We start from the raw sequence: 18,780 nt of genomic DNA on the forward strand, positions 1-18,780 counted from the left end.
GTGGTGTTTTGATACTTGGGTCGATCGAGATTATAGTGACTTATTAGCATGGCATAATCTCGCTTGGTTCGATCCATTGTTCTGGGAAGATCCAGAGATCGCTGCCTGGTTGAAACAGGATCGGGATTTTACGTTAAGCGACAGACAGCGGATTTATTCCAAGCAGCGAGAAATATTACGGCGAATTGTCCCCCAACATCGGAAGATGCAGGAATCGGGACAGTTGGAAGTTACTACTACTCCTTATACTCACCCGATTTTACCCCTATTGGCAGATACCAATGTCGGACGGGTAGCCGTGCCGAATATGGACTTACCTAAGCAACAGTTTAGTTGGGCGGAAGATATTCCGCGCCACTTGACTAAGGCTTGGGACATGTACAAAGATCGCTTTGGTTGTGTACCACGGGGTTTATGGCCGTCAGAACAGGCGGTAAGCCCAGAAATGCTGCCTTATGTGGCGCGTCAGGGTTTCAAGTGGCTGTGTACAGATGAAGCCATTTTGGGGAATACGCTCAAGCAATATTTTCATCGCGATGGTGCGGGAAATGTGCTCGAACCAGAGGTATTATATCGTCCCTATCAGGTAAGTACGCCTGATGGCGATTTGTCGATGGTATTCCGCGATCATCGGTTGTCGGATTTGATCGGATTTACCTATAGTGGGATGCAGCCAGAAGCAGCGGCGGCGGATTTAGTCGGACATCTTCATGCGATCTCCAAGTCTCTGATTGCGAAGGAGGGGCACACAGGTACCGATCTCGAAAAACCTTGGTTAGTTACCATCGCATTAGATGGCGAAAACTGTTGGGAACACTACCACCTCGATGGTAAACCCTTTCTCGAACATCTCTATCAAACCCTCAGCGACGATGAAAGCATCAAGCTGGTGACTGTCTCCGAATTCCTTGATGAGTTTCCGCCTACAGCCAGCTTCCCACCTGCGGATCTCCATACAGGTTCCTGGGTTGATGGTAGCCTGACTACCTGGATTGGCGATCCTGCCAAAAATCGCGCTTGGGATCTGCTCACAGCCGCCAGACAAGTATTGGCAAATCACCCCGAAGCAACCGAAACAGCTAATCCTGCCGCCTGGGAAGCTCTATATGCCGCCGAAGGTTCAGATTGGTTCTGGTGGTTTGGGGAAGGACATTCATCGAACCAAGATGCGATGTTCGACCAGCTTTTTCGCGAACATTTAATCGCGCTGTACAAGGCTTTAAATGAGGCTGTACCTACCGAATTGAGTCAAGCTGTCGAATCTCACCAACGCCGGACTACTTACCGTCCAGAGAGCTTTATTCACCCAGTTATTGATGGGACTGGGGACGAGCAAGATTGGAATTCTGCTGGACGATTGGAAATTGGCGGTGCTAGCGGTACGATGCACCAGGCTAGTCCGATTCAACGGTTATTTTATGGTGTGGATCATATGAATTTATATCTACGGATGGACTTCAAAGCTGGGGTGAAACCTGGATTAGAGATTCCCAACGAGTTGAATCTAGTGTGGTTCTATCCGACAGCAGTCGGACATAATAGTCCGATTCCGTTGGCAGAATTACCGCGTCAGGCACCGACTAATTATCGGTTCCATCATCGGTTGTTGATCGATCTGACGACTAAGTATACTTGGTTGCATGAGGCGATGGATTACGATCGCTGGGAAGCTCGATCGAGCAATGCTCAAGTAGCCTGGGATAAGTGTCTAGAAATCGCTGTACCTTGGGCGGATCTAAATATCGAACCGGATGCTGGGTTGCAAATGGCGTTGATGTTCTCTGATTGCGGACGTTATCGTCAACATTTACCAGAGGAAGGTTGGATTAATTTCCAAGTTCCATAAAATAGGCTGTATTGCCGCTCAAAATAACTAATCAATTGCGATCGAAATAGAGTTTGAATGCTCATTTCGATCGCAGTTTTTATTTGTGTAAATGCAGGAATAGACTTTTAATCCGGATCTACAGTTGAAGTTGATGAATAGTATCAGTATCAACCTTGGTGTAGACTATGTACTTTTCCGATCGAGCAATATTTCGAGCGTTATCAGTGATGGCGATCCTACTAGGCACCAGTGGCTGCGCTCAAGATACCATGATTAGGATCGATCCGACATCATCACTGAAGCTTGTACCTAGCAAAGAAATCAGGTACAAAGCCTGTGGTGAAAGCTCTGATAGTTGTAAAGAAATCCTTGAAAATGTCAACAATAAAAAATCGGCGGTAGCTACCATTGCTCATGCAAGATACCTTGAATATAAAAATAATCAAGCCAGATCTAAAATTAGTCCAAATCAAAGTCCAAAGTGCATCAACATGAATCCAGCAAATACTGGTGTTTTCAATGCCAGTGACTATATGTGCAGATCGAATATTGAACCTACTATCATAGATTTTACGCCTAATCATATCGTCGATCCAGATGAAAGCAGCTTCAATCCTACGGAAGAGGACCATAAAAAAATAATTCAATCAGTAAGTATTGCTAATTTAAATGAGTATACTTTTTCTAAGCCAGATGGATCGATCGTGGTAATTTGTCCGACTAGATACTGTGCAATTGCTAGTGCTGATGGAGGCTGGATTGGCATTGGAGAACGCGGGAAGCCAAATCAAATCACAGAATTAATATCGAAATAGAATCTCGCTAGGTTTTGCGATTGAAAGTTAATCTACATCCAGTAGATCGGCTTTTTCAAATCGAGGATGCGTTACTACTACTGTTGATAAGGTCATCGAAGCGACACTCCTGCAATGGCGAGGACTGAGTATATTGTATCAAGCCTGGAATCAAGCTGGCGAAATATCCATGTGTGTCGGGCAATACAGCTTGCAATGAGCGGCTTGCACTGAGCGTAGCCGAAGTGAGCCGAATTGAGCAACACCCAACATTAACAGCCTCGATCGACCTACAATGATAATTACCCTACCTTTTTCGTGGCGGATCTTCGCTAAAATTGGGTGGGGTATTTGCATGGCAAACCCACATCACTCTTAGCCTTTACCCCTTACCCTTTCCCCTTTCCCCTTCCACAACTAAGCACTACCTCCCAGTACTAAGCACTCAATTATGACTATTTTCACGCTGCAATCTGTTAAAAAAGACTTTGGAATCAAAGAGATTCTCAAAGATGGATCGTTTAGCTTAGATGCGGCGGACAAAGTGGGATTGATCGGGATGAATGGATCTGGTAAATCGACGTTATTAAAGATGATAGCTGGTTTAGAACCGATCGATGGCGGACAGATTTTACTCAATCCTGGGGTACGGACGATTTATCTGCCGCAACAGCCAGATATGGACCCCAATCATACGGTATTAGAGCAGGTATTTGCAGATAGTGGCGAGCAAATGCAATTGGTGCGGGAGTATGAAGAAGTATCGGAAAAATTAGCTCATCCCGAAAATCATGAATCGACGGAATTGTTGAATAAATTATCTGATGTAATGCAGCGGATGGATGCGCTGAATGCGTGGGAAGTGGAGACTAAAGCGAAGATTATTCTCACTAAATTGGGGATTGTTGATTTCGAGGCAAAAGTCGGCGATTTGTCGGGTGGATATCGCAAACGAATTGCCTTAGCAGCGGCGTTATTATCTGAGCCAGACGCATTATTAATGGATGAGCCGACGAACCATTTAGATGCAATGTCGGTGGAATGGTTGCAAGAATATTTGAGTCGCTATCGGGGGGCGATTTTATTGATTACGCACGATCGATACTTCTTGGATAAAGTTACCAATCGGATTATTGAGATCGATCGAGGTGATATTTTTACTTATAGTGGTAACTATACTTATTATCTAGAAAAGAAGGCTTTAGCCGAAGAATCAATGGTTGGCACCCAGCGCAAACATGCCGGATTACTAAGACGAGAATTAGCCTGGTTGCAACGGGGAGCTAAAGCTCGCAGTACCAAGCAAAAAGCGCGGATCGGACGTGCGGAAGATCTCAAAGAAAAAGAATTTAAACAAATAACTGGAAAGGTTGATATTACCACCCCTGGGCGGAGAATTGGGAAAAAGGTAATCGAAGTGATGGGCGTATCTAAAGCTTATGACGATCGAACCTTAATTTCTGATTTTACCTACGAATTTTCACCCGAAGATCGGATTGGAATTATCGGCGAGAATGGTACGGGTAAATCAACCCTGATGGATATCTGTACGGGACGATTGCAGCCCGATAGCGGCACGGTAGATATCGGTAGCACCATTCACATCGGTTACTTCGATCAACACTCTGAAGACTTACTAGAAGCAGGTACAGAACAACTGCGCGCGATCGACTATATTAAAGAAGTCGGTGAATATGTCAAAGTTGCCGATGGTAGTCAAATTAGTGCGTCGCAAATGTTGGAGCGGTTTCTATTTACACCCAACCAACAATACACGCCGATTAATAAACTATCAGGTGGTGAAAAACGACGGTTATTTTTGTTGCGCGTACTGATGAGTACGCCGAATGTGTTAATTCTCGATGAACCGACAAACGATCTCGATGTGCAAACCCTCGGTGTATTAGAAGAATATCTGTCCGAATTTAATGGTTGCGTAATCGTAGTTTCCCACGATCGGTACTTCCTCGATCGAACTGTAGAGAAAATATTTGCCCTCGAACCCGAAGGTAAAATTCGTGAATATCCAGGTAATTATTCTGTCTATCTCGACTATAAACAAGCCGAAGCTACTGCTGATAAACTAGCTATAAAAAATCAAACTACTAAATCAGTTGCCAAAGCTGCACCAGTGGCGTTATTAGAAGCACCGAAAGAGGAAGCAAAGAAACGCCGTTTATCGACATGGGAGCAACGGGAATTTACCAAGCTGGAAACTCAAATAGCTAAATTGGAGGCTGATAAAGTTAAGCTGGCACATCAATTATCAAACTCGCCAAAGGCAGATTATAGTCAGCTTCAGGATTTGAATAGCCAATTAGAAACAATTAATAAAACGCTCGACACTACCACGGAACGGTGGTTAGAGCTGGCTGAATTTGCGTAGATTTTAGCGATTGGTTTTCAGCCGCCCGCGAATGAATTCGGGGCTAGTAGTGCAAAGATAGACACACTCGAAAACCAAAGTAGGGAAAGCGACAATCTGGAGTATGGTAGGTACGAAAGGCACTGCGACAATAGCTCAATTTACTGTACCAGGAGCCGCCCCGCAGGATATAGGTATTGTTGCTGTCATTGTGCCAGACGCTGCCATCTGTCGGAGCACCGAGATAATTACCGTGATATTTATCCGCGCACCATTCCAGGATATTCCCGTGCATGTCATACAACCCATAACTATTCGCAGGGAAAATTCCCACCACGGTTGTCTCTTCACCGCGATAATTAACAACTTCTGGATCGATTGTCTCACCAAAGCAAAACGGTGTAGTCGTACCCGCCCGACAAGCATATTCCCATTCGGCTTCTGAAGGCAGTCGATAATGCCGCTGGGTGCGTTGTGACAATTTTTGGCAAAACGCCACCGCATCGTGCCAGGAAACCGTATCTACAGGTCGATCTCCACCCTGGAAATAGGATGGATTATCGCCCATAATTGCCTGATACTGAGCTTGGGTAACTGGATACTTGCCCATGTAAAATGAGGGTACTTTAACTTGGTGTTGAGGGCGTTGATAATCGCTACTCCCTTCTTCCAGATTGGGTGCGCCCATGAGGAAAGTACCCCCAGGAATGTTCACCATTTGTAGTCCTATGCTACCGCCCAAGTTTTGGAAGAAGCGATTGGCTCGCCCTGGCGACTTTTTGACTATTACCTTCGTACCGCCCCAGAAAGCTTTACCGTGAGATACTTTCGCCGTCTCAAACCCGAAAGTTTGGAGCAGGGGCGCACCTTCGTTTAGTAAGTGAGTTGGTATTGTAGAATGTTCGATCGAGCCTGGAGCATCGATGTTTATCGCTAGTCGATCTCGTACTCCCCTCACACTTTCCACACTTCCCACACTCCCCCCTCCCCCTAATGCCGCTAATACCGCCGTCGCCGACTGATACCTTTGCGGTAGCGCATTAGCAATCATCTTGTCTAATACCTTGCCTAACCCTTCATCCACGGGATTATCGACTAAATAATCTCGCCATACCCAAGTATCTGCACTGAGATCGAATAAGTCAAAGGGTGAAACTTGAGTTAGCAAGTAAATACATGTCACCCCCAGACTATAAATATCGCTGGCAAATGCGGGCTTCCCTCTAGCTTGTTCGGGAGCTACATATTCGGGGCTACCAATCACCGTACCAGTTTTAGCCAACATCGTTCGAGTCGCCTGTTTCGCCGCACCAAAATCGACTAAGATGAAACCCCCATCGCTGCGTTGTCGAATGATATTAGCTGGCTTAATATCCCGATGGATGACTGGTGGTGATTGATGGTGAAGGAAGTCTAAAACTGGTAACAGTGACTTTAGTAATTCGCGGATCTTGGTTTGGTTAAATGTACCCGCTGTAGCTAGTTCCTGCTGTAAATCTTGCCCGTCGATAAACTGTTGAACTAGATAGGGTTGTCCTTCGATATCAAAGTAAGCAAAAAGTTCGGGAATTTGCATGTGCTTGCCCAATGATTCCAGATGCTTTGCTTCATCGTAGAATAAATCCAGAGCCGTCTGTCTAATTTTAGGATTATTATTGCTAAAGGCAAACTGTTTGATGACACACAGGGGCTTACGAGACTGGTATTCATCGACCGCTTTGAAGGTTTTGCCAAAACCGCCTTGCCCCAATAGCTGCTGGGCGCGATAGCGGTCTTTGAGGAACATTTGGGCACCGCAAGACAAGCAAAAATTATTGTCCGAGCTATTTTCGGCGGGGGCAGGGCAATTGGGGTTGATGCAGTAGCTCATGGAAAGAGAAACTAAGGCGGAAATAGTTTCAGGAAATACGCGGTTAATAGTATTATTCCCATTGAGAGTAAATAAATATACTCGCTGTAGGTAATCGCATCAAGAATGTAGGAATTCCATAATGTCCCCTTCTTGGACTAGATATTCCTTCCCTTCACTGCGAAGTACTCCTTTATCCTTGGCAGCTTGCATCGAGCCAGTGGCTACCATATCAGCATAGGAAATCGTTTTCGCCCGAATAAAACCTTTCTCGAAGTCGGAGTGAATCACCCCTGCTGCTTGGGGTGCAAACATCCCTGCTTTAATCGTCCAGGCGCGGGTTTCCTTCGGCCCTGTGGTAAAGTAAGTGCGCAGTCCGAGTAAGTGATAGGTAGCCCGAATCAGGGACTTTAGACCACCTTCTGTTACGCCTAGGGATTCGAGGAATTCGGCTTTCTCTGCGGCTGGTAGTTCCAGCAGTTCGGCTTCGACTTGGGCGGAAACGATCGTTACTTGAGCATCTTCGGCTGCGGCGACTAATTTTACCTGTTCGACAAAGTGATTTCCAGTGGCGAGATCGTCTTCGGAGACATTCGCGGCATAAATCATCGGTTTGCGAGTGAGCAATCCTAATCCTTTAATGCTTTCGCTTTCTTCGTCAGTCAGTTCGACTTTGCGGGCTGGTTTCCCTGCATTGAGATCGACGAGGAGTTTTTCTAAGGCGACGACTTCGATTTGGGCTTCCTTACTGGTTCTGGCTGTTTTTCTGGCTCGATCGATCCGTTTCTCGATTTGGTCGATATCTGCGAGAATTAATTCGAGATTAATGACTTCAATATCTTCCTTGGGATTGACCTCCCCCGATACATGGATGATATCATCGTCCTCAAAACAGCGGACGACTTGCACCAGGGTATCTACTTCCCGAATGTGGGAGAGGAACTTACTCCCCAAACCTTCGCCCTTACTGGCTCCTTTGACTAAACCCGCAATATCGACAAACTCTACCCGCGTGGGGACAACACTTTCGGAATTCACCATATTGGCGAGGACTTGCAGCCGCTCGTCGGGTACTGAAACGCTACCCACATTCGGCTCGATCGTGCAAAACGGATAGTTAGCAGCTTCAGCTTTGGCATTGGCAACTAGGGCATTAAATAATGTTGATTTGCCCACATTTGGCAGTCCCACGATTCCAGCTTTCAGCATGTTTTAGTCTAAATTTGATCACAACTTCCGCAATCTGATTATAAACGATTCTCGTTACAGAATCGGCTTTCATCTGCCCGCCCTTCTCTTGTAAAATGTCGTCAGACGATGAGCGCAATCCTTAATTTTTCCAGAGCAGACAACCATGACCCAGACGACTATGGAACTTGATTTTCCCACCCTCGATGCGGAACTCAGCCAGCAAAGTCCCCAAGAAATTATCAAACGAGCATTGAGTCTATTCGATAATATTTCCATTTCCTTCAGTGGGGCTGAGGATGTGGTCTTGATTGACATGGCGTACAAGATTAACCCCAATGTCCGAGTCTTTAGTCTCGATACTGGTCGGCTTCATCCCGAAACCTATCAGTTTATCGATCGAGTCCGCAAACACTATGGTATCGCGATCGATGTCATCTATCCAGAGGCGGCTCCAGTCGAAGCTCTCGTCAAAGCCAAAGGTTTATTCAGTTTCTATGAGGATGGACATCAAGAATGCTGTGGTGTGCGCAAGGTAGCCCCCCTCCGCCGTAAATTAGCCACCCTCGATGCCTGGATTACCGGACAACGCAAGGATCAAAGTCCCTCTACTCGCGCCAGTGTACCCGCGATTCAAGCCGATGGTGGTTTCTCCACACCCGACCATCCTTTAGTTAAGTTTAACCCCTTAGCGAATTGGTCGTCTGCCGATGTCTGGACATATATTCGCGCTCTAGAAGTACCCTACAATTCCCTCCACGAACGCGGCTTTATCAGCATCGGTTGCGAACCCTGTACCAAACCCACTCTCCCCCAACAACACGAGCGAGAAGGACGCTGGTGGTGGGAAGAAGCCACTCAAAAAGAATGTGGTTTGCACGCAAAGTAGGGTTTAGGGTTTAGGGTTTAGGGTGGGCACTGCCCACCATCTATGTTTTAGCCATTATCGACCTCATAAATTTAAACAAGAGTTGAATCTGGATGACATCTATACAACAACAAATCCAACAATGCGACTAGCAGATCGAACAGTGTTTATCGGAGTTTGACAGCCAAAACGATGAGTGAGTGTGGACTAAGACAATCGCCCCGCGATTTATCTGCGGGTGGTTAGTGACTAAGTAACGTCAGTTCGGGTTAAGGATTGCCGATCGATCGCTTTGTGCTCCGCTCTTTACCCGCCTGGGGATTAATCCCCAGGCTAATAGCTCAAGTCTGTTAAAACAGACTAACAAGAATCTATCAGTCTGTTTTAACAGACTTGAACTATTAGCACCGCACTTTAGTAGCGGGTGGTAATGGAACGAAGCCAGAAGTCATTGCGTGGAGATCCTTAACCCGAACTGACGTTGAGTACCAAGCGTAAACCATTGTGCTTAGTCACAATCGCCAGCCCGATTACTTCGGCGACAACCGCTCAAGTGGACTAGGACGATCGAATAATGTCTGGTTCTAGGAAACGCTCGATCGATCCTCGGGCATGATGTTCTTTTTGATTTATCACATGGGCAATTGCTCGATTCTCTTTCAGAGAGGCTTTGCCAACGAGTTGTTGTCCACCTAGAGAAAATACACCATATTCTCGTTGCCAAGCAAAGGTTGATTCTCGATCTCCTGGTTGTATGCCATCACGTTTGATGCGATTGGCAAAATGAGAGCTACTGCCTTTAATTCGTCTTACCACTTCTGAAACTGCTATGCTCGGTGGAATAGAAATAACCACCGTAACTAAAGTAACGATCGATCGCCATTCAGTTACACAGCAATAGTTTTGGTTCTGGTAAAGACTCCCCGCTGGCTTCATAAGCAAGCATTAAAGATTCTAGAGCTTTGACACCATTATTCACCGCCGTCTTATAAGTAAGGCGAACCTTCATCCCAGTAGATCGATGCGCTAATTGCGTAGAGGTGCCTTTTACAGATATCCTGGGACTGCGATCACGACAAAACTAATAAACTTCTGTGACATCTAACCTACCTTTAACGCCCGATCGATTGACAGATATTCGTCTCATTGCGACGGATATCGATGGTACTCTCACTCGTGGGGGTAAATTTACGCCTGCGCTATTAGAATCGATCGATCTACTCCATGCCAAGGGGATAAAATTACTATTAGTTACTGGTAGATCTGCGGGTTGGGTGAGTGCGGTGAATAATTATCTACCTGTGGCGGGTTCGATCGCCGAAAATGGGGGATTATACTTTAGTCAAAATAGTAGTAGTTTCGATTTTATTACGCGGATTGAAAGCATCGAAGCACATCGATCGGAGTTAGCAAATCGGTTTTGGGAATTGCAAGAACGCTATCCTCAAATTGAAGAATCTAGTGATAATCAATTTCGGATTACTGACTGGACATTTGATGTGGCTGGTTTAAGCGATTTAGAATTAGCTGCAATCGATCGACAATGCCAAGCATGGGGTTATAGTTTTACTTTTAGTACCGTTCAATGCCATATTAAACCGCAACAGCAAGACAAAGGAGCGGCAATTTTACATGTACTCAAACAATATTTCCCCGAGATTAACCCGACACAGATAATTACCGTTGGCGATAGTCCTAACGATGCTACTATGTTCGATCGATCCTTATTTCCTCACTCAGTTGGTGTTGCCAATATTCAACACTACACCAGCCAGTTATTACATCAACCCCAATATCTTACAAAACTGCCCGAAGTAGCCGGATTTTGCGAATTGGTAGGACATATCCCCGACTTCTTGTCTCGCTAAACCCTCGGGGAACCCGAGGAGCGCGAGCCGCTTCTTGGAGAAGTCGGGGATATAGCAGCAACTACTATCAACTAATTTCAGGAACTTTTAAATTACTATGTCCGTCAATTACGACAGTACGATCGACCAAGCTTAAATATGATTTTCTTCTCCACAAAAAATGCGTTCCTTTCAACTGCTTTGATTTCTGTAGCGATTGTCACAATTGCACCTGTATCTGCAGAAAACAACCCCAAAATTCAGCCGACGATCCAAACAAACTACGATCGAATCAATGCCGCCTTTGTGCGTAAAGATATCAAAGGGGCAACAGCACTATTTACCCCAGACTATGTGAGTATCAGCCCTGAAGGGAAGAAACAAACATTGGCAGAATTTCGCGAACATTACGATAATCTCTTCAATCGGTTCAATATTAAATTAACATCTAATCAAACAACTATTAAAAATATTGATGTTAATGATACTGGGATAGATGTCGCGATCGAACAAAAGACTGAAGGCACTGTAGCTGGCTTTAACAAAATTATCATCAATCAAACATCCCGCAATTTGTGGCTAAAAACTCCCCAAGGATGGCGATTGAAAGAGAGTAAAATTTTGACCAGTCAAACTACTTTTAATGGACAAACTTTTAAAGGGTAAGTATTTCAGTTCGATCTCTTTAGAGGATGTTTAAAAGGTCAACTTTGTTACCTACAAACCATAGAGCATTTCCCCCAACACCATAGACGGTAGCTTATAAAGGGGTCGCTAAATCGTCGGGGAACAAAGGCGTGCGAGCATCCGCTTGATAAGGGGAGGACTGGGGTGAGGTAACACAGACTATGCAGCAACTCAAATAACTTTGCAAATAATCATATCCGATCGAGCGAATTGGCTTGCCATTATTGGATAATTCGATCGGGTAGTCTCAAAACAGGCTAATCGATTATGTATACCATGTTTGGTAGAGCCGATTGGTTTTTGATTTGCGGGCTGGGTAGTTTAGGTCAGCATTGTGTGGTGGCACTCAAAGAGTTTGAGGTGGGTTTAGTTGCGATCGAGCAAATCCAGCCGCAAAATTGGGAAATTGCCAACATTCCCGATTTATTAGATACCTTAATTTGGGGAGATTGTCGCCACAAAAGCGTGCTGGAACAAGCCAAAATCGGCCAGTGTCGCGCCGCACTGCTCCTCACCACTAACGAGCAGGTAAATATCGAAACGGCATTAGCAATCCGCCAACTCAATCCCCACATTCGACTGGTACTCCGTTCGAGCAAAACCAATCTCAATCGCCTTCTCAGTCAACAACTGGGCAATTTTGTCGCCTACGATCCCACCGCTTTACCTGCGAAGGCTTTCGCGCTGGCTGCTTTAGGGACTACCCTTCTAGGTTTTTTTACGCTAGAGCAACAAAGAATCCAAATCGTCCAGAGCCAGGTGGAGCCTGGTTCCCCTTGGCTGAATCTGCGCCATCTCGATCGATTTAATACCTCCAGCCGCCGCCTACTAGCTCATGCAGGGGCATCTCAGCGACTACCTGCTACCTTTCATCAGTGGGCACAATCCACGCCCATTCGAGCGGGAGATTGGCTCGTTTATGTCGAGGTAGTCGATCCCCATACCAGTCTCGATCGACAGACTAGCAACCACTCGGAACGAGCATCTCCCCGCCGGAACAGTCACAACCGATCGTCGCCCCAGACAGTCCTAGCAGACTCTTGGCAAGGCTGGCGATCGCAATTATTCCAGTTTTGGCAACTCGGATTAAAATCGCAAGTGCAGCGGCTGGCTGTCCTCTATGGCATTACAGTCCTCGGTTTGTTAGCGATCGGTACCTTCTTATTTCAACAACATTATCCTGGGATTAGCTCCTGGGCGGCTTTTTTTGACACGGCGATTTTGCTGCTGGGGGGTTATGGCGATTTATTTGGTAATTTTCAACAGGTGGAGCCGATTCCGTGGTGGTTGAGGTTATTTGCCTTGGGGCTGACGATCGTTGGTACTGCGTTTGTGGGGGTGTTGTACGCTATCCTCACCGAAGCTCTATTATCGTCCAAATTTCAATTTATTCAACATCGTCCCCCAGTGCCCCAACAGGAACATATTGTAACTATCGGGTTGGGGCGAATCGGACAACAAGTCGCAGATTTACTTCACGATTTGCGTCAACCGCTCGTGGGGATGACGCTTGGCGTGGATGTGGATGCGGCAATTTTACCCTATCTGCCGATCGTTACCAGTAATTTGACTCCAGCTTTAGTTCAGGCTAATTGCGCCACCGCCAAGAGCGTGGTGGTTGTCACTGCCGATCAAATTCTCAACCTCGAAATTGCGCTGATGATTCAGCTCGTCAATCCCGATTGTCGGTTGGTACTGCGGACAGCAGGACAACACTTGAGCGAGCTGCTCCCCCAGATTTTACCCCAAGCGCAGATTCTCGATATCCAGACAGTCGCCGCCGAAGCATTTGCTGGTGCTGCTTTTGGCGAAAATATTATCGATCTATTTCGATTTAATAACCAAACAATTTTGGTGACAGAATACCAAATTGAATCGATCGATACCCTGAATGGGTTACTGCTGGCTGATGTGGCGTATGGCTACGAGGCGATGCCAATTCTCCATCAACAACCAGAACATCCAGCGACATTGCTACCTACAGACGATCTCCGGCTGCATGTAGGCGATCGATTAATTGTACTAGCAACGATCGACGCTTTGCGACGGATCGAACAGGGACGGATCAGTATCAAACCCAAAAGTTGGCGGTTGCGGGTAGAGGGAGTTTTGACTCCATCTGCTACTGTAGAAGGTATCCAGGCGATCGCCAGAGGTACGGGTTGTCCGGTGGAGACGGTGCAAAAATTGATGCTCGCCCTCCCCGCTACGCTACCAACCTTGCTCTACAAACATCAAGGACAAAGGTTGGTGAAGGAGTTAATCCAGATCCAAGTCCAAGCAGCTCTCGTTCCGCTGAATCAAGCAAAATAGGCAGCGGATGATTCACAATTGGGTGTTTAAACACACCCTATAGTTGAACAGTGCCGTAACTGGAAGGTTTGAAATTATTTCAATTCAAAGGAATTAATCATCGTCAACGCAGTTTCTAGAAATTGATAGTATCGATCGGGTTCGGCTTTGTAGCTGACAATATAAGCTTTGCCACGATCGATCGTCCAAACTTCAAGATTTTTAATCGGTAGTAAATTTTCATCTTTACCAGTATATACAACTAAAATAGCTGGTTTTTTGGCTAATTTTGTCGAACTAGATTCGATCGTCTTAGCCCCTCGATCGTATTTCTTAATTTCCGCGATCGCCGATTTAGTATAATTTGATAAGGTCATCTGAGGATTCATCAAGTTTTCTACCCGAATTGAGACATTTTCACGATACTTGTCTGCTAAATTTTGTTTAGCACTAATAAAGGTGGCATTTTCTCCAGTGACAACATTATGCAGATTCTCCATCTGCCAATTGGCCGCATATTTAATTTTGATTTTAGCGATTTTGTCTGTATAAATCTTCCAACTCACTTCACTACTAACCGTTGTTGCAGGTAAAGTTTTAGTGACGGTTACTTTTGGTGGTGATAGTTGGGGTTTGTTGGTTGAAGCTGAGAGTAGTTTTGCAATCCCAAATCCTAGCAATAAAGTACAAGCCGCAGTTCCAAAGATGAGATGAGGTTTGAGTTGATGCGATTTATTTGTAGGGATCTGAGTCAGCGCGAAAGATTGGAGATTTTCTAATATTTCTAATGCCGATTGATAACGATTGCGGTAGTCGGGGCGCACCATCCGATCGATAATTTTTATCAATTTATCGTTAATATTGACATCATCGCGCCATTTAAACTCATAACTATCGGGATCTCTATCGAGCGGAAATTTACCAGTCAGAGCTTGAATAGCAATTGCACCAACCGCATAAATATCGCTATTAAATTGCGACATGCTCTGTTCTTGTTCGTAGGGAATATAGCTTGGATTGTTGAGGTTATGATGCCGATCGTCAGTAGTGTTGTACCAAGTACTTTCTAAATCTTTGACAGAACTAAACCCAATTAAATTAAATCTGCCATCATCACTGCGACGAATAATATTATGAGGATTAACATCTTGGTGAATATATTTCAAGCTATGTACAAATGATAAAATGCCAACTAAATCCATCAAAAAATCAAATACCTGTGTCTGGCTCCACGTTGAATTCGCACGCAGTTCTCGACTGAGGAATTCACCATCAATATATTCACGGACTAAATATCTACGGCTATTTTCTTCAAAGTTAGCAACTAACGAGGGTATTTGGGGATGCTGTCCGACTCGATGAGAGATCGTTCCTTGGATTTCAAATATTTTTTCAGCTAGTTGAGGTAGGACTGGCTGATGCTTGCCATCCTGAATTTCTTTGACTACATATAATGGGGAATCGATTAGATCCAGATCTATTGCTAAATAAGTAATCCCAGACTTGCCGATCCCTAGCACCTTAACTATTTTGTAATGAGAACGAAGTATGGTACCTAACATATAGCCTGGTGGGAAGATAATACTTGAGAATACATTCTGGGAAGATAGTATTTCAATTCAACTAATCCAATATCTAAGCATGTATTGACGATAATTGTGGCGATCGAGATCGTCAATTGGCTAATACATATAGCTGATTTTCGATCTCTAAATTCAGTATATTTACGGTACAAAGTTAATGAGAATATATTCTAACTATGACTATAATAGTTGATAAATTAACTCCTATTTAGTCACCACGAGCAATTCTGATTCTCGATTGGGCTGAGGGGGAATGATTTTATCCATTTATCTTGTTGAGAATGCTTCCTCTCATCCGTAAATTTTCTGGTGTTTTTCTACTAGCTGCGATCTTCGCAATTACCCCCCAATGGCTGGAGCCTAGCCAAGCTCAACCCAGTCGAAAGTTTAGATGTGAAGTAGTGAATGGGGAACCTATCACTGTTGTCAAAACAGTTAGGGGTAATATGCCCACGATTCGGTGGGTCAATTCCTTTACCGGACGGTACAATAATATCAACGAACGTTGTAACGAAGTGTCTGCCAGACTCGACAGGTTTAATCGTAACGGTAAATTAAAATTTATTCGTACTGGTAATGTCAACAGTTATCCAGTGTTGTGTGTTGATTCGGGCGTAAGTGGAAATACTTGTCCTAAGACTAGTGTCTTGGTAACACTTCCTAAAGGTACTGATTCTAGTCAAATGCTCCAACAACTACTCGATCTGCGCGCGCGCGCTTCGGGACGAATTATTCAATTAAGTGGCGAACAATTAGTGCGCTATCGCAATGGCGATGCTTATGTTAATATCGATCGACTATTAGGAGAATAGTTGCGTCAAACTAATTTTACAATTCAGGTAGTGAATATCATCACGATCGCGGCTGCGAGTGTATTCACCAGCTATCTTTTGCGGCGGATATTAGTACCTAATGTCAGCAATATTGCCAAAACAATTACAGTCAGGATCGATGGTGCTAATACAGGTTCTGGGGTAATCATCGAGCATGAAGCAGATCGATATACCGTTGTGAGTAACTGGCATGTAGTCAGTTATGGCGGTAGATCTATCCCGACGACATCATTGAAAGTCCAGACTGTCGATCGACGCAAACATTCACTCTCTCCCAAAAAGATCGTCAGAGTTGGTAAACTAGATTTAGCGATTTTAGAATTTCAGAGTGGGTACCGTTATTCCACAGCCTCGATCGGTAATTCCGACAGTTTGACTGAAGGACAACCCCTGTATGTAGCTGGTTGGGCAGATCCTAGTCCCCAACTATCGAGCCGAACATACCAGTTTTTGGTCGGTAATCTATCGGGACGAATCCACTATCCCCGCGATGGTTATGCTCTAGTATATACAGTTAATGCCTTACCAGGAATGAGTGGCGGCCCAGTCCTCGACAGTCGGGGTAATTTAGTTGGCATCAATGGACGCGCAACGGTTGATTTACGGACTGGAACTGTGAATTCCGTACTCGGGATCGATATCAATCGTTATCGCCGCGCTAGGGGCAATTTAGTCGATCGGAAGTCACAAACATATAATTGAATTAGTGGATAGTTTATATACGACTTACGACTTATTGTGATGAATTCAGATAATCCAACCAAACAAATTTCCTTGAATTTAGTCGCGATCTGTGTATTTGGGATGACTATCTCTAGTTTAGTCACACCGCTACTGAATATTTCTTCCACAGTCCCGATCTTAGCTATTTTCGCGATCGTGGTGGGGACGACTATTGATGGTTTATTACTCGATAGTATCGCAGCTACTCTGATTTTAGACGCGATCGCTGGCACAAAACCAGCATATCGCCAACGAATTATTCATCATGAAGCGGGACACTTTTTAGTTGCTTATTTACTAGGCATTCCAATTACTGGTTATACACTCACCGCATGGGAATCTGTCAAACAAGGAAATTCAGCACAGGGTGGGGTAATGTTTGCCCCACCACCAACCAATATTTCTAGTCAATTATTACAACAATACTGTACCATTTGGATGGCTGGAATTGCTGCTGAAAAATTGATGTACGACAAATCTCAAGGTGGTAGTGAAGATCGCCAAAAATTGCAAGGGGTATTATTTCTTGCAGGCAAACAGCAACAGGAAATAGTCTACCAAGAAAATTTAGCCGCACTCCAAGCCAAAACTCTAATTGAAGCTCACTGGGAAGCCTATCAAGCATTAATAATCGCCATGAGTAATCGCACTGTGGTGGCTGATTGTTGTCATCAAATCGATACTCATAAAAAATGATAATTCTAGCATAATAACAACAAGGCAGAAAATAATTTGGAGGTTTTATGACTATCTCTTATGCCACAGATTCAGAAAAGTTTTTACTTAGTGTCAGAAGTACAGATCTCCATGTTAGCCCAGAACAGTTCGATCGATTGTGTTTTGACAATCCAGAGCTACGCCTGGAATTAACCGCCAATGGAGAACTTATTATCATGGCACCTACATTTGGTGAAAGTGGCGAGAAAAATCTGAACTTGGGGAGTCAAGTTTATGCTTGGAACTATAGAACAGAACTAGGAAAAACTTTTGATTCTTCAACTGGATATGATTTCATATCGATCGGTGGTGGGAAAATGTCCCCCGATGTATCTTGGATCGAAAAATCTAGAATTGATGGCATTTCACTCAAACAATTTATCCCTGTAGTTCCCGATTTTGTGATAGAACTCCGCTCTACCACTGACAGATTGAGTGCGCTACAAACGAAGATGCTCGAATACCAACGGTTGGGAGTAAAGCTCGGACTATTAATTAATCCCCAAGATCTACAGGTTGAAGTTTATCTGTTAGATAAAGAAACAGAAGTCTTGCAAAATCCCACATCTTTTAGTTGCGAGATGGTGCTCCCTGGATTCAATCTAGATTTAACAAGAATTATGATATAGCAGTTAATGCGTTTCGCTAAGAGCTTTTCTCCCAATATCAATACAAAGCCAGGGGACTCGATCGTAAATCACTTGAGTGATAAAATAAGTACCGTCAGAAACATTAGGTCTTCTATAATTAGACATTCCGATCGAAAAATATGGACATATTTCAATATGTTCGATCGTTGCCGCGTTACGCTACGGCCAATACACTCTATTATGATTTCTAGATGTTTTGTGCGCTCGCGCTACCGCTAACACACCCTACTTGTCGATCTTATGTAGGGTGTGTTAGCTGCAAGCGTAACGCACCGCAATAAGACACAACAGTTATTTATAACCTGCGGCTTGCAGCGAGAAAAGATGAGCATATCTTCCATCTGCTGCTATTAATTGCTCGTGGATACCTTGTTCGATAATTTCACCATTTGCCATGACGATGATTTTGTCGGCCATTCTGACTGTCGAAAACCGATGGGAAATTAAGACTACCATTTTATCTTGGGTGAGCGATCGAAAGTGATTGAAGATATTCATTTCGGCTTCGGCATCCATTGCCGCCGTTGGTTCATCTAGAATCAGGACATCAGCATTC

16 protein-coding genes and 2 pseudogenes are annotated in these 18,780 nt (G+C 44.5%); 11 read left to right on the forward strand and 7 right to left on the reverse strand.

Annotation, left to right across the window (positions count from 1 at the left end; translation table 11 throughout):
• The 3 genes from RMO55_RS11985 to RMO55_RS11995 all read left to right on the forward strand — a co-directional run.
• Positions 1 to 1,846: glycoside hydrolase (locus tag RMO55_RS11985; RefSeq protein ID WP_310426806.1), on the forward strand; the 1,846-nt coding region annotated here is incomplete at its 5' end.
• A 167-nt stretch (positions 1,847 to 2,013) separates the two neighbouring features.
• Positions 2,014 to 2,643 (forward strand): hypothetical protein, encoded by a 630-nt coding sequence (locus tag RMO55_RS11990; protein WP_310426807.1) that lies wholly within the window; start codon positions 2,014 to 2,016, stop codon positions 2,641 to 2,643.
• Positions 2,644 to 3,073: 430 nt separating this feature from the next.
• A complete protein-coding gene (locus RMO55_RS11995; RefSeq protein ID WP_310426808.1) occupies positions 3,074 to 5,008 on the forward strand; it encodes an ABC-F family ATP-binding cassette domain-containing protein in 1,935 nt (644 codons plus the stop codon).
• 43 nt (positions 5,009 to 5,051) lie between these two features.
• On the opposite strand, the gene RMO55_RS12000 is transcribed toward RMO55_RS11995, so the two are convergent.
• Positions 5,052 to 6,857 carry a bifunctional serine/threonine-protein kinase/formylglycine-generating enzyme family protein gene (locus RMO55_RS12000; protein ID WP_310426809.1) on the reverse strand — a complete coding sequence of 602 codons (1,806 nt, stop codon included), beginning with the start codon at positions 6,855 to 6,857 and terminating at the stop codon, positions 5,052 to 5,054.
• A 99-nt stretch (positions 6,858 to 6,956) separates the two neighbouring features.
• A complete protein-coding gene (gene ychF / locus RMO55_RS12005; protein ID WP_310426810.1) occupies positions 6,957 to 8,045 on the reverse strand; it encodes a redox-regulated ATPase YchF in 1,089 nt (362 codons plus the stop codon).
• A 145-nt stretch (positions 8,046 to 8,190) separates the two neighbouring features.
• Between ychF and RMO55_RS12010 the strand changes: the two genes are divergently transcribed.
• On the forward strand, positions 8,191 to 8,913 hold the full coding sequence (locus tag RMO55_RS12010) for a phosphoadenylyl-sulfate reductase (RefSeq protein ID WP_310426811.1): 723 nt from the start codon (positions 8,191 to 8,193) through the stop codon (positions 8,911 to 8,913).
• Between the two features lie 537 nt (positions 8,914 to 9,450).
• Here RMO55_RS12010 and RMO55_RS12015 read toward each other — a convergent pair.
• The gene (locus RMO55_RS12015; protein ID WP_310426812.1) at positions 9,451 to 9,828 is read right to left on the reverse strand and encodes a transposase; all 378 of its coding nucleotides are present in this window, start codon (positions 9,826 to 9,828) and stop codon (positions 9,451 to 9,453) included.
• Positions 9,776 to 9,901, reverse strand: a complete 126-nt coding sequence (locus tag RMO55_RS12020) for a hypothetical protein (protein WP_310426823.1) — start codon at positions 9,899 to 9,901, stop codon at positions 9,776 to 9,778. The genes RMO55_RS12015 and RMO55_RS12020 overlap by 53 nt, the downstream gene beginning before the upstream one ends.
• Positions 9,902 to 9,986: 85 nt before the next feature.
• On the opposite strand from RMO55_RS12020, the gene RMO55_RS12025 reads away from it, so the two are divergent.
• The 3 genes from RMO55_RS12025 to RMO55_RS12035 all read left to right on the forward strand — a co-directional run bounded on the left by RMO55_RS12025 (position 9,987) and on the right by RMO55_RS12035 (position 13,739).
• Complete coding sequence (locus RMO55_RS12025) at positions 9,987 to 10,760, forward strand: HAD family hydrolase (RefSeq protein ID WP_310426813.1); 774 nt, start codon at positions 9,987 to 9,989, stop codon at positions 10,758 to 10,760.
• A 138-nt stretch (positions 10,761 to 10,898) separates the two neighbouring features.
• Entirely contained in the window at positions 10,899 to 11,405 is a 507-nt protein-coding gene (locus RMO55_RS12030) for a nuclear transport factor 2 family protein (protein WP_310426814.1), read from the forward strand.
• Between the two features lie 288 nt (positions 11,406 to 11,693).
• Positions 11,694 to 13,739, forward strand: coding sequence for an NAD-binding protein (locus RMO55_RS12035; RefSeq protein WP_310426815.1), 2,046 nt, complete (start codon positions 11,694 to 11,696; stop codon positions 13,737 to 13,739).
• A gap of 74 nt (positions 13,740 to 13,813) precedes the next feature.
• Here the strand turns inward: RMO55_RS12035 and RMO55_RS12040 are convergent, their stop codons facing one another.
• Entirely contained in the window at positions 13,814 to 15,280 is a 1,467-nt protein-coding gene (locus RMO55_RS12040; RefSeq protein ID WP_310426816.1) for a protein kinase domain-containing protein, read from the reverse strand.
• Positions 15,281 to 15,582: 302 nt separating this feature from the next.
• Here RMO55_RS12040 and RMO55_RS12045 point away from each other — a divergent pair, with 302 nt between their 5' ends.
• From RMO55_RS12045 to RMO55_RS12060, 4 genes are read left to right on the forward strand one after another with little or no spacing between them, the layout of a single operon-like run.
• Complete coding sequence (locus RMO55_RS12045; protein ID WP_310426818.1) at positions 15,583 to 16,113, forward strand: COP23 domain-containing protein; 531 nt, start codon at positions 15,583 to 15,585, stop codon at positions 16,111 to 16,113.
• Positions 16,114 to 16,836 (forward strand): serine protease, encoded by a 723-nt coding sequence (locus RMO55_RS12050; RefSeq protein ID WP_310426819.1) that lies wholly within the window; start codon positions 16,114 to 16,116, stop codon positions 16,834 to 16,836.
• A 39-nt stretch (positions 16,837 to 16,875) separates the two neighbouring features.
• Positions 16,876 to 17,553 carry an ATP-dependent Zn protease gene (locus RMO55_RS12055; protein ID WP_310426821.1) on the forward strand — a complete coding sequence of 226 codons (678 nt, stop codon included), beginning with the start codon at positions 16,876 to 16,878 and terminating at the stop codon, positions 17,551 to 17,553.
• 47 nt (positions 17,554 to 17,600) lie between these two features.
• Positions 17,601 to 18,203 carry a Uma2 family endonuclease gene (locus RMO55_RS12060; protein WP_310426822.1) on the forward strand — a complete coding sequence of 201 codons (603 nt, stop codon included), beginning with the start codon at positions 17,601 to 17,603 and terminating at the stop codon, positions 18,201 to 18,203.
• A 12-nt stretch (positions 18,204 to 18,215) separates the two neighbouring features.
• On the opposite strand, the pseudogene RMO55_RS22255 reads toward RMO55_RS12060, so the two are convergent.
• Together RMO55_RS22255 and RMO55_RS12065 are read right to left on the reverse strand one after the other, a co-directional pair.
• Positions 18,216 to 18,329 (reverse strand): annotated as a pseudogene (locus RMO55_RS22255) (transposase); the annotation flags it as partial.
• A gap of 186 nt (positions 18,330 to 18,515) precedes the next feature.
• Positions 18,516 to 18,780, reverse strand: a pseudogene (locus RMO55_RS12065) (ABC transporter ATP-binding protein); the annotation flags it as partial.

It is taken from the genome of Chamaesiphon sp. VAR_48_metabat_135_sub (assembly GCF_031418915.1).
Taxonomy (GTDB): Bacteria; Cyanobacteriota; Cyanobacteriia; order Cyanobacteriales; family Chamaesiphonaceae; genus Chamaesiphon.

Excerpts from the sequence above, each read along its gene's own strand:
- RMO55_RS12045 (WP_310426818.1), top strand. The coding sequence starts at position 15,583 with ATGCTTCCTCTCATCCGTAAATTTTCTGGTGTTTTTCTACTAGCTGCG.
- RMO55_RS11995 (WP_310426808.1), top strand. The coding sequence starts at position 3,074 with ATGACTATTTTCACGCTGCAATCTGTTAAAAAAGACTTTGGAATCAAA.
- RMO55_RS12040 (WP_310426816.1), bottom strand. The coding sequence starts at position 15,280 with ATGTTAGGTACCATACTTCGTTCTCATTACAAAATAGTTAAGGTGCTA.
- RMO55_RS12015 (WP_310426812.1), bottom strand. The coding sequence starts at position 9,828 with ATGAAGCCAGCGGGGAGTCTTTACCAGAACCAAAACTATTGCTGTGTA.
- RMO55_RS12020 (WP_310426823.1), bottom strand. The coding sequence starts at position 9,901 with ATGAAGGTTCGCCTTACTTATAAGACGGCGGTGAATAATGGTGTCAAA.
- RMO55_RS12035 (WP_310426815.1), top strand. The coding sequence starts at position 11,694 with ATGTATACCATGTTTGGTAGAGCCGATTGGTTTTTGATTTGCGGGCTG.
- RMO55_RS11990 (WP_310426807.1), top strand. The coding sequence starts at position 2,014 with ATGTACTTTTCCGATCGAGCAATATTTCGAGCGTTATCAGTGATGGCG.
- RMO55_RS12010 (WP_310426811.1), top strand. The coding sequence starts at position 8,191 with ATGACCCAGACGACTATGGAACTTGATTTTCCCACCCTCGATGCGGAA.
- RMO55_RS12030 (WP_310426814.1), top strand. The coding sequence starts at position 10,899 with ATGATTTTCTTCTCCACAAAAAATGCGTTCCTTTCAACTGCTTTGATT.
- RMO55_RS12000 (WP_310426809.1), bottom strand. The coding sequence starts at position 6,857 with ATGAGCTACTGCATCAACCCCAATTGCCCTGCCCCCGCCGAAAATAGC.
- RMO55_RS12055 (WP_310426821.1), top strand. The coding sequence starts at position 16,876 with ATGAATTCAGATAATCCAACCAAACAAATTTCCTTGAATTTAGTCGCG.
- RMO55_RS12060 (WP_310426822.1), top strand. The coding sequence starts at position 17,601 with ATGACTATCTCTTATGCCACAGATTCAGAAAAGTTTTTACTTAGTGTC.
- ychF (WP_310426810.1), bottom strand. The coding sequence starts at position 8,045 with ATGCTGAAAGCTGGAATCGTGGGACTGCCAAATGTGGGCAAATCAACA.